This is a genomic window from Pseudomonas sp. NBRC 111119 (genome assembly GCF_001320125.1).
Taxonomy (GTDB): domain Bacteria; phylum Pseudomonadota; class Gammaproteobacteria; order Pseudomonadales; family Pseudomonadaceae; genus Aquipseudomonas; species Aquipseudomonas parafulva.
This window is the reverse complement of the sequence record NZ_BCAV01000020.1, coordinates 60,333-71,116: the sequence shown is the minus strand read 5'-3', so window position 1 is coordinate 71,116 and position 10,784 is coordinate 60,333. Positions and strand designations below refer to the sequence as shown.

At 62.1% G+C, this 10,784-nt stretch carries 10 protein-coding genes; 5 read left to right on the top strand and 5 right to left on the bottom strand.

Annotated features, from left to right (window positions below; genetic code table 11):
- Nucleotides 1-42: 42 nt before the first annotated feature.
- Together lldD and APH25_RS08715 are read right to left on the bottom strand one after the other, a co-directional pair.
- Nucleotides 43-1,188: an FMN-dependent L-lactate dehydrogenase LldD gene (gene lldD, locus APH25_RS08720; RefSeq protein ID WP_028632645.1), complete on the bottom strand. Its 1,146-nt coding sequence runs from the start codon at nt 1,186-1,188 to the stop codon at nt 43-45.
- A 62-nt stretch (nt 1,189-1,250) separates the two neighbouring features.
- Nucleotides 1,251-2,921: a lactate permease LctP family transporter gene (locus APH25_RS08715; RefSeq protein WP_060481630.1), complete on the bottom strand. Its 1,671-nt coding sequence runs from the start codon at nt 2,919-2,921 to the stop codon at nt 1,251-1,253.
- A 254-nt stretch (nt 2,922-3,175) separates the two neighbouring features.
- On the opposite strand from APH25_RS08715, the gene APH25_RS08710 reads away from it, so the two are divergent.
- A complete protein-coding gene (locus APH25_RS08710) occupies nt 3,176-3,943 on the top strand; it encodes an FCD domain-containing protein (RefSeq protein WP_028632643.1) in 768 nt (255 codons plus the stop codon).
- 51 nt (nt 3,944-3,994) lie between these two features.
- On the opposite strand, the gene smpB is transcribed toward APH25_RS08710, so the two are convergent.
- A complete protein-coding gene (gene smpB, locus APH25_RS08705; protein WP_028632642.1) occupies nt 3,995-4,477 on the bottom strand; it encodes an SsrA-binding protein SmpB in 483 nt (160 codons plus the stop codon).
- Between the two features lie 164 nt (nt 4,478-4,641).
- Here smpB and APH25_RS08700 point away from each other — a divergent pair, with 164 nt between their 5' ends.
- A complete protein-coding gene (locus APH25_RS08700) occupies nt 4,642-5,076 on the top strand; it encodes a type II toxin-antitoxin system RatA family toxin (RefSeq protein ID WP_060481629.1) in 435 nt (144 codons plus the stop codon).
- A 60-nt stretch (nt 5,077-5,136) separates the two neighbouring features.
- On the opposite strand, the gene APH25_RS08695 is transcribed toward APH25_RS08700, so the two are convergent.
- Nucleotides 5,137-5,664 carry an outer membrane protein assembly factor BamE gene (locus APH25_RS08695; RefSeq protein WP_028632640.1) on the bottom strand — a complete coding sequence of 176 codons (528 nt, stop codon included), beginning with the start codon at nt 5,662-5,664 and terminating at the stop codon, nt 5,137-5,139.
- A 97-nt stretch (nt 5,665-5,761) separates the two neighbouring features.
- Here APH25_RS08695 and fur point away from each other — a divergent pair, with 97 nt between their 5' ends.
- Nucleotides 5,762-6,166: a ferric iron uptake transcriptional regulator gene (gene fur, locus APH25_RS08690; RefSeq protein WP_028632639.1), complete on the top strand. Its 405-nt coding sequence runs from the start codon at nt 5,762-5,764 to the stop codon at nt 6,164-6,166.
- 83 nt (nt 6,167-6,249) lie between these two features.
- Here fur and recN read toward each other — a convergent pair whose 3' ends face one another.
- On the bottom strand, nt 6,250-7,923 hold the full coding sequence (gene recN, locus APH25_RS08685; protein WP_060481628.1) for a DNA repair protein RecN: 1,674 nt from the start codon (nt 7,921-7,923) through the stop codon (nt 6,250-6,252).
- Nucleotides 7,924-8,116: 193 nt separating this feature from the next.
- Here recN and grpE point away from each other — a divergent pair, with 193 nt between their 5' ends.
- Together grpE and dnaK are read left to right on the top strand one after the other, a co-directional pair.
- Entirely contained in the window at nt 8,117-8,674 is a 558-nt protein-coding gene (gene grpE / locus APH25_RS08680) for a nucleotide exchange factor GrpE (protein WP_028632637.1), read from the top strand.
- A 101-nt stretch (nt 8,675-8,775) separates the two neighbouring features.
- Nucleotides 8,776-10,701: a molecular chaperone DnaK gene (gene dnaK / locus APH25_RS08675; protein WP_028632636.1), complete on the top strand. Its 1,926-nt coding sequence runs from the start codon at nt 8,776-8,778 to the stop codon at nt 10,699-10,701.
- Nucleotides 10,702-10,784 lie beyond the last annotated feature (83 nt).

Below are 10,784 nucleotides of genomic sequence, written 5' to 3'. Positions count from 1 at the left end.
GCGCCGCGTGCCCCGGTATTCAGGCGGTGTGTCGGCAGGCGCTCAGGCGCCCAGTTCGCGCACCAGCGAGTCGCGGGTGATCTCGCTGATGGACTTGGTACCGGTCAGCACCATGGCGACGCGCATTTCCTTCTCGAACAGCTCCAGCAGGTTCTTCACCCCGGCCTGGCCATGCACGGCCAGTGCATAAAGGAAGGCGCGGCCGATCAGCACGGTGTCGGCGCCCAGGGCGATCATGCGCACCACGTCCAGGCCACTGCGGATGCCCGAATCGGCCAGGATCTTCAGGTCCCCTTTCACGGCGTCGGCGATGGCCGGCAGCGCACGGGCGCTGGACAGCACGCCATCAAGCTGGCGGCCGCCGTGGTTGGAGACCACGATGCCATCGGCACCGAACTTGACTGCGTCGCGCGCATCGTCGGCGTCCAGGATGCCCTTGATGATCATCGGGCCGTCCCAGAATTCGCGGATCCATTCCAGGTCACGCCAGGAAATGGACGGGTCGAAGTTGTTGGCCAGCCAGCCGATGTAGTCGGCCAGACCTGTTGGGTTGCCACGGTAGGCAGAGATGTTGCCCAGGTCGTGCGGGCGGCCCATCACGCCGACGTCCCATGCCCATTCGGGGTGGGTCATGGCTTGCAGCACGCGGCGCAGCGGGCCGTTTCTGCCGCTCATGCCCGAGTGGGCATCGCGGTAGCGGGCGCCGGGGGTGGGCATGTCGACGGTGAACACCAAGGTGCGCACGCCAGCGGCCTTGGCACGCTCCAGGGCGTTGCGCATGAAGCCACGGTCCTTGAGTACATACAGCTGGAACCACATGGGCCGGTCGATGGCCGGGGCCACTTCTTCGATCGGGCACACAGACACCGTGGACATCGTGAACGGAATGCCGTGGGCCGCTGCGGCGCGGGCAGCCTGCACTTCGCCACGGCGAGCGTACATGCCGGTGAGCCCGACCGGGGCCAAGGCCACGGGCATGCTCAGGGTTTCACCGAACAGCTCGGTTTGCAGGCTGAGTTCGGACATGTTCTTCAGCACGCGTTGACGCAAAGCAATGCTGGCCAGGTCCGAAACGTTGTGGCGCAGGGTGTGCTCGGCGTAGGCGCCGCCGTCGGCATAGTGGAACAGAAACGGCGGCAGCTTGCGTTGCGCGGCGGCGCGGTAGTCGGTAGAGGCAGAAATGATCATGGGCTCTCGCAGCGTGGCTTGTGAGGTTTGCCGGGCGCACCAGGCGCCCGGCCCCTTTCACTTTAGTGATGAACCAGCATGCCGGTCAGCCAGTAGGCCTGCACCAGGGTGATCAGGCCGACGATAGTGGCGAAGAACAGGCTGTGCTTGACGGTGAAGCGGAACAGGTCGGACTCCTTGCCTACCAGGCCGGTGGCGGCGCAGGCCACGGCGATGGACTGTGGCGAGATCATCTTGCCGGTCACGCCGCCGCTGGTGTTGGCGGCCACCAGCAGGGTGTCGTTGACCCCGATCTGGTGCGCGGTGGTGGCCTGCAGCGAGCTGAACAGGGCATTGGACGAGGTGTCCGAGCCGGTCAGGAATACGCCCAGCCAGCCCAGGAACGGCGAGAAGAACGGGAACGCTGCGCCAGTGCCGGCCAGTACCAGGGCCATGGTCGACGACATGCCCGAATAGTTGGTGACGAAGGCGAAGGCCAGCACCATGCCGATGGACAGGATCGGCCAGCGCAGCTCCCACAAGGTTTCCTTGAAAGTGGTAAGACCAGTTTTCGGGTTGATCTTCAATACCGCCATGGAGATCAGCGCAGACAGGAAGATCGCCGTGCCGGTGGCCGAAATCGGGTCGAGCTTGAACACCGCCGGCATGGGCGTGGCGGCTGCGACGATGGGCGCGGTCTTGATCACCAGCTGGTCAAGGTGCGGGATGGCGAAGTTGAATACGAAGTTGTACATCGCGCCGCCCGGTGCGAATGCCGCCTTGAACGGCTTCAGGGTCCAGATCGTGACCAGCACGGTAAGAATCAGGAACGGCGACCAGGCCTTGAAGATCTCGCCCAGGCTGTAAGGGCTTGGCTGGCTGCCGGCGGACTGCACCACGGCAGCGCCAACGCTGCCATCTGCCTGGACCATTGCGCGTTTGGGTTGCCATACCTTCAGGAACAGGGTCAGGGCGATCAGGCTGGCCAGGGCCGAGGTGATGTCCGGCAGTTCGGGGCCAATGAAGTTGGAGGTGAAGTACTGGGTAACGGCGAAGCTCAGGCCGGCCACCAGGGCGGCAGGCCAGGTTTCCTTGACGCCGCGCAGGCCATCCATCATGAACACCAGCCAGAACGGTACGAACAGCGACAGCAGTGGCAGTTGGCGGCCGGTCATCGCGCCGATATGGAAAGCGTCGATGCCGGTGACCTGCCCGGCCACGATAATCGGGATACCCAGGGCGCCGAACGCTACGGGTGCGGTGTTGGCGATCAGGCACAGGCCGGCGGCGTACAGCGGGTTGAAACCCAGGCCCACCAGCAGGGCGGCCGTGATGGCCACCGGTGCGCCGAAGCCCGCCGCGCCCTCGAGAAAGGCCCCGAAGCAGAAGCCGATCAGCAGCACCTGCAGGCGCTGGTCGTCGGTGATCGACAGCACCGAGCTGCGGATCACCTCGAACTGGCCGCTCTTGACCGTGAGTTTGTACAGGAACACCGCGGCAACGATGATCCAGGCAATCGGCCAGAGGCCGTAGAGGAAGCCATAGCCCGCAGCAGCCAGGGCCATGTCGACGGGCATGTGGAAGGCGAAGATCGCCACCAGGATCGACAGTGCGAGCGTGATGCTGCCGGCCACGTGGCCTTTGAGGCGGAACACGGCCAGGGCAAGGAAGAAGAATACGATCGGGATGACCGCCGCCAGTGCGGACAAGCCAAGACTGCCCAGCGGGCTGTAGATTTGTTGCCAGGTTTGCATATGGGGTGGCCCCTAATTGTTGTTGGTTTTGCACTGGCCTTGGTTAATTGGTAATACCAATTTACAACGGCTGGTCGCTAGGTTAAAAGCGTGCTCAGGGGTGTGTCAATTTGTCCGATGCAAAACTTTGGTCGAGTGCCGATGAGCGGGCTGTTGATCCGGCGCAGAAAACCGCTGTTGGTGGGTGTTTGCCCGGTGTGGATCGGCGAGAATAGGGGCCCCGGATTTCTGCCGGGGTTTGTGGAGAGCACGTGATGGTTTTTGATCAGGTCCGCCAGCGGCGCCTGTCCGACGACATCGTCGATCGGTTGGAAGGGATGATTCTGGAAGGCACGCTGACCTCGGGGCAGCGGTTGCCAGCCGAGCGCGCCCTGGCCGAGCAGTTCGGTGTATCGCGCCCGTCACTGCGCGAAGCGATCCAGAAGCTGGTGGCCAAGGGGCTGCTGATCAGCCGGCAGGGCGGTGGTAACTATGTGGCCGAAACCTTGGGGTCTACCTTCAGCGACCCGCTGCTGCAGTTGCTTGAACACAGCCCTGAAGCCCAGCGCGACCTGCTGGAGTTCCGGCATACACTGGAAGCGTCATGCGCCTACTATGCGGCCCAGCGCGCCACCGAGCCTGACCGTGAGCGGCTGAAGGCGGCGTTCGATGTGCTGCAGGATTGCTACACGCGGGTGGGTGAAGTCACCCGCGCCGAGGAGGGCGCAGCCGATGCGCGCTTTCACCTGGCCATTGCCGAGGCCAGCCATAACGCGGTGCTGCTGCACACCATCCGTGGGCTGTTCGATTTGCTCAAGCGCAATGTGGTCACCAATATCGGCGGCATGTACCAGCAACGCAGCGAAACCCGCGACATGCTGATCAGTCAGCACCGCGAGTTGTACCGGGCGATTGTCGAAGGCAGGGCGGACGATGCGCGTGAGGTGTCCAGCCGGCACATTCTGTATGTGCAGGAAGTGCTGGAAGAGGCGCATCAGGAAGCCCAGCGGGTGGCCAGGGCCGAGCGGCGCAGCGGACGCTAGGCCACGCTGCGGCTCGGGCATTCGCGGTTACCCGCGAACGGGCGGGTAGGGCTAGTCTTCCTTGCCCTTGTTCCGCACGGCGCGCTGCAGCTCGCGGTTGGAATCACGTTCGCGCACCGTATCGCGCTTGTCGTATTCCTTCTTGCCCTTGCCCAGTGCGATTTCGCACTTGATCAGGTGCTTGCTCCAGTACAGCGCCAGCGCCACGCAGGTGTAACCCTTTTGCGCCACGGCGGCTTCGACGCGCTCCAGTTCTCGCTTGTTGAGCAGCAGCTTGCGCGAGCGAATAGGGTCGGCAATGACGTGGGTGCTGGCGGTGGTCAGCGGGGTGATGTGGCTGCCGAACAGCCAGGCTTCACCGTCCTTGAGCAGCACGTAGCTGTCGGTCAGGTGTGCCTTGCCGGCCCGCAGGCTTTTTACTTCCCAGCCGGACAGGACCAGCCCGGCCTCGAACTTGTGTTCGATGAAGTAATCGTGTCGCGCTTTCTTGTTTTGCGCGATGGTCCCGGTCGGATGTTTTTTTTGCTTAGCCATAGGGGCCGCATTATAGGCAAGTCCGTGGGTGATCCGCCATGGGATTTCAGTGTGCTTGAGCCACTGGAATGAATACCGGACAATGCAAACACTGTCATAGGTACAGAACCTGTTTTCGGCATGCTGCTCAAGCACCGCCACCCAGCCTTGGAAGTGACGCCTGGATGACTACCCATATTCAACGCTCCGCCCTGCTGCCATACCCCGCCCAGGCGCTGTACGACCTGGTAAACGATGTGGCCAGCTACCCGGAATTCCTGCCTTGGTGTTCCGATTCGACGGTGCTCGAAGCCAGCGAAACCCACATGCGTGCCAAGCTCGAAGTGGCCAAGGGTGGTATCAGCCAGCACTTTGTTACGCGCAATGTGCTGGTGCCTGGGCAGTCCATCGAGATGAACCTGGAGGAGGGGCCGTTCACCCAGTTGCATGGTGTGTGGGTGTTCAAGGCCTTGGGCGAAAAAGCCTGCAAGATCAGCCTGGACCTGTCGTTCGACTACGCAGGGCCGATCGTGCGCGCCACGTTGGGCCCGTTGTTCAATCAGGCCGCCAACACCTTGGTGGACGCGTTTTGCCAGCGGGCCAAGCAGTTGTACAGCTGACGGTTCGTCAGGCATTAAAAAGCCCGGACAGTGTCCGGGCTTTTTTGTGGCTGCGAGCCCTTAGCGGGTTTCGAGCGGGGCCGGGGTCGGCACTGGCGTGGTTTCGATGGTATCGATTTCGCGCTGGATGGACTCTTCGACCGAGCCTGGCTTGGCCGGGGTTTCTGCAGGCTGGGTGGCCGGCTGCTGACCTTGTTCGCCAGGGCTGACCGTGGTGTTGCTGCTGCCCCCGAGAATTTCCTGGTCGCGGCTGACACCTGGCATGAAGTCGCCGGACAGGTTGACCAATTGGTCGTTCTCGTTGAAGAACACGCTCATGCGTTCCTGCTGGCGTTGACCGCCACCGGGCTGAAGGCTGTAGAGGTAATCCCACCGGTTGGTGTGGAAGGTATCCTGGATCAGGGGGTTGCCCATGATAAACCGCACTTGCCGTCGGGTCATTCCCGGACGCAATTGGTCTATCATGTCCTGCGTGACGACATTGCCCTGCTGGATGTCGATTTTGTAAACCCCGGGAAACGAGCAACCGGCGAGTGCGAGCAGTCCCACGAAGGTGAGGCTGGTTAGCAAGAGCTTGGTGTTTTGCATCGGTGGGCGACTTCCACTATCTTGGCTGGACAACGTAAACCCCGATCATACCCGTATTAAGAGAAGCTGCGAAGCAGCATCGGCGAGAAAGCTGACCATGGTTGAAAATAGCGAATTGCGCAAAGCCGGTCTCAAGGTGACCCTGCCTCGAGTCAAGATCCTCCAGATGCTCGACTCTGCCGAGCAGCGCCACATGAGTGCCGAGGACGTATACAAGGCCCTGATGGAAGCGGGCGAAGACGTGGGCCTTGCCACTGTCTACCGTGTTCTGACCCAGTTCGAAGCAGCAGGTCTGGTGGTTCGCCACAACTTCGACGGCGGTCATGCGGTGTTTGAACTGGCAGATGGCGGTCACCACGACCATATGGTCAACGTGGAGACCAGCGAGGTCATCGAGTTCATGGATGCCGAAATCGAGAAGCGCCAGCGTGAAATCGTGGCTGAGCATGGTTACGAGCTGGTGGACCACAATCTGGTCCTGTATGTACGTAAGAAAAAGTAACGGTTCTTAGCGTGCAGACGACAAAGGCGACCTTAGGGTCGCCTTTGTGCTTTCTGGCTGCGCTCATGATGAGGTGCGGCGGATCAGGCCTTACCACTCACCACCATCTTGCGCGCATGGGCCAGGGACTCTTTGGTCAGGTCGATGCCGCCCAGCATGCGCGCCACTTCCTCGACCCGTTCGCGCTTGCCGAGGCTGGCCACGGCGGTATGGGTGGTGTCGCTGTGGCGCACCTTGTGCACGAACAGGTGATGATGGCCTTGCGCCGCAACCTGGGGCAGGTGCGTGACGGTGAGGACTTGGCCGCGTTCGCCCAGCCGACGCAGCAACTGGCCGACGATTTCTGCGGTAGGCCCGCCGATGCCGACGTCAACTTCGTCGAACACCAACGTGGGGATACGCGAGGTCTGGGCGGTGATCACCTGTATCGCCAGGCTGATTCGGGACAGTTCACCGCCAGAGGCAACCTTGGCCAAGCCCTTGAGCGGTTGCCCGGGGTTGGCGCTGACCAGCAGTTCAATCTGCTCCAGCCCGTGTGGCGACAGCTCGCTGCCCTCATTGGGCGTGAGCTCGATGCAGAACCGCCCACCCGGCATGCCCAGGCGCTGAATTTCCTGCTCGACCGCCACCGCCAACTGCTTGGCGGCATGCTGGCGTAGCCCGCTCAGCTCACGCGCCTTCTCTTTATAGTGCTGGGCAAACGCAGCGAGCTCATCACCCAGGCGCTCGACCGACTCATCGCTGGCATTCAGGCCCTCAAGCTCTTCCATCAACTGCTGTTGCAGGTGTGGCAATTCGGTGGGGTGAACCCGGTGCTTGCGCGCGAGGGTGTAGATGGTGTCCAGGCGCTCTTCCAGCGCTTGCAAGCGCATGGGGTCGGCGTCGAAGTTGTCGAGGAAGCGGTCGAGCTCGCCTACGGCTTCTTCTACCTGTATCTGCGCGCTGGCGATCAGGTTGGCAGCCTCTGTCAACGCCTTGGGGGCATTGCTGGCAGCACCCAGCCGGTTGAGGCTGGAAGTCAGGGCGCCGAGTACGTTGCCCGAGTCGCTCTCGCTGCACTGCTCGATGACCTGGCGGCAGATGCCGAACAGGGCTTCGGCGCTGGTCAGGTTCTTGTGCTCCTGCTCCAGGTGCTCCAGCTCGTTTTCGCCCAGGCCCAGGTTGTCCAGCTCTTCGAGCTGATAACTGAGCAGCTGGTGGCGGGCACGCTGCTCGTCGCCGGAGTTGGACAGCCGCTCCAGCTCCAGACGCGTCTGGTTCCAGCGTTTGGCGGCCAGCTGAACCTGCCGGGCCAGGTCGACGGCGCCGGCATACTCGTCCAGCAGCCGGCGATGGGTGTCGGCCTTCAAAAGTGACTGGTGCTCATGCTGGCTGTGGATGTCGATGAGCAGTTCGCCCAGCGCCTTGAGGTCGCCGAGCGGGCAGGGCGTGCCGTTGATGTAGCCACGGCTGCGGCCTTCTGCGGTGATGACCCGGCGCAGGATGCAGGGGCCGTCGGTGGCCAGGTCGCGGTCGGCCAGCCAGGTGTGGGCCTCGGGGATGTCCACCAAATCGAAGGTGGCGAGGATGTCTGCCTTGTCGGTGCCGGGGCGCACCACGCCACTGTCGGCGCGGTCGCCCAGGGCCAGGCCCAGGGCATCGAGCATGATCGACTTACCTGCACCGGTTTCACCCGTGATCACGGACATGCCGCGGGCGATTTCCAGGTCAAGGTGTTCGACGATGGCGTAGTTGTGAATGGACAGGTGCACCAGCATGAGGGCAGCTCCCGAAAGTCATGTCTGGTTATTTATACAGTAGTTTTTTTGGGTCTGCCAATGCCCTTCGGCAGATTTTGCCCGTTAGGCAAAAACGCCGCCTGGCCCTTGAAGCTGTTTTTTCCGGCCCCATATAGGCGACATCACCGGCGAGCCTGGCTCGCAGTCCCCAAAATTGCGCAGGAGAGACCCCATGGCTGATGAGCAGCTGAACGAGAAAGACCTTAACGTCGAGGAAACCGGTGCAGGCAACGCTGCCGACGCCCGTGTTCTGGAGCTCGAGGAGCAGCTGGCTGCAGCCAAGGACCAATCGCTGCGCTCGGTTGCCGAACTGCAGAATATTCGCCGCCGCGCCGAGCAGGACGTGGAAAAAGCCCACAAGTTCGCGTTGGAAAAGTTCTCCAGCGACCTGTTGCCGGTCATCGACAGCCTGGAGCTGGCCCTGGCTCACTCCAGCGCCGAAGACGAGCACGTCAAGCAGATCCGCGAGGGCGTCGAGCTGACGCTAAAGATGTTCCAGGACACCCTCAAGCGCTACAACCTCGAAGCGGTCGACCCGCATGGCCAGCCATTCAACCCTGAGCATCATCAGGCAATGGCCATGCAGGAAAGCGGCGATGTCGAGCCCAACAGTGTGCTGAACGTGTTCCAGAAAGGTTACCTGCTGAACGGCCGCCTGCTGCGCCCTGCCATGGTGGTGGTCAGCAAGGCGCCGAGCGCGGCGCAACCGTCTATCGACGAAAAGGCTTGAAATCCGTCCGGGCATCCCCATCTAGGTGTCAAGCCTTCAAGTATTACCGCAGTTGGCCAAAGTAGTCGCTGCTACCAAATTCAAGTTTCGGGAGAATCAACATGGGTAAAATCATCGGTATCGACCTGGGGACCACCAACTCGTGCGTCTCCGTACTGGAAAACGGTAACGTCAAGGTCATCGAGAACGCCGAGGGTGCACGTACCACCCCATCGATCGTTGCCTACGCCAACGACGGCGAAATCCTGGTCGGTCAGTCGGCCAAGCGCCAGGCTGTGACCAACCCGCACAACACCCTGTTCGCAGTGAAGCGCCTGATCGGCCGTCGCTTCGAAGAAGACGTCGTGCAGAAAGACATCAAGCTGGTGCCTTACAAGATCGTCAAGGCCGGCAACGGTGACGCCTGGGTGCAGGCCAGCGGCAAGGACATGGCGCCGCCGCAGATCAGCGCCGAAGTGCTGAAAAAAATGAAGAAGACCGCCGAAGACTACCTCGGTGAGACCGTTACCGAAGCGGTCATCACCGTGCCGGCCTACTTCAACGACAGCCAGCGTCAGGCCACCAAAGACGCCGGCCGCATCGCCGGCCTGGATGTGAAGCGCATCATCAACGAACCGACTGCCGCTGCACTGGCCTACGGCATGGACAAGGCCAAGGGCGACCACACCGTGATCGTCTACGACCTGGGTGGTGGTACCTTCGACGTATCGGTCATCGAAATTGCCGAAGTCGACGGCGAGCACCAGTTCGAAGTGCTGGCCACCAACGGCGACACCTTCCTGGGTGGCGAAGACTTCGACATGCGCCTGATCGACTACCTCGTCGACGAGTTCAAGAAAGAGTCCGGCATGGACCTGAAGAACGATCCGCTGGCCCTGCAGCGCCTGAAAGAGGCGGCTGAAAAAGCCAAGATCGAGCTGTCTTCCGCCCAGTCGACCGACGTCAACCTGCCGTACATCACTGCAGATGCCACCGGTCCCAAGCACCTGAACGTGAAGATCTCCCGCGCCAAGCTGGAGTCGCTGGTCGAAGACCTGGTCAACCGTACCATCGAGCCGTGCCGTATCGCCCTGAAGGACGCCGGCATCGACGCCAGCAAGATCGACGACGTGATCCTGGTCGGTGGCCAGACCCGTATGCCGATGGTGCAAAAAGCCGTTGCCGACTTCTTCGGCAAGGAAGCGCGCAAGGACGTCAACCCGGACGAAGCCGTGGCCATGGGTGCTGCCATCCAGGGTGCGGTACTGGCCGGTGACGTGAAGGACGTGCTGCTGCTGGACGTCAGCCCGCTGACCCTGGGTATCGAAACCATGGGCGGCGTGATGACCTCGCTGATCGAGAAGAACACCACCATCCCGACCAAGAAGTCGCAGGTGTTCTCCACCGCCGACGACAACCAGGGCGCTGTGACCATTCACGTGCTGCAGGGTGAGCGCAAGCAAGCCACGCAGAACAAGTCGCTGGGCAAGTTCGACCTGGCTGACATTCCGCCAGCGCCACGTGGTGTGCCGCAAATCGAAGTGACCTTCGACATCGACGCCAACGGCATCCTGCATGTCAGCGCGAAGGACAAGGCCACCGGCAAGTCGCAGTCCATCGTCATCAAGGCCAACTCGGGCCTGTCGGACGAAGAAATCGAGCGCATGGTGCGTGACGCCGAGGCCAACGCCGAGGAAGACCGCAAGTTCGAAGAGCTGGCTGCTGCCCGTAACCAGGGTGACGCGCTGGTGCACTCGACCCGCAAGATGGTCGCCGATGCCGGTGACAAGGTTACCGCCGACGAGAAAACGGCCATCGAAGCGGCTGTCGTTGCCCTGGAAGCCGCCGTCAAAGGCGACGACAAGGCCGCGATCGACGCCAAGGTCGAAGAGCTGTCCAAGGTCTCTGCTCCGGTTGCCCAGAAGATGTATGCCGAGCAGTCGGCTGAACAGCCTCAGGGTGGCGCGCAGCAGGCCGAGCCGGAAGCCAAGCACGATGACGTGGTGGATGCCGAGTTCGAAGAAGTGAAAGACAACAACAAGCAGTAAACCCTGCATGTTGTCGGCCAGCCCACCGCCGCTTGGTGGTGAGCTGGTAGGATGTTGCCGCGCGGGGGCTTGCTCCCGCGTTG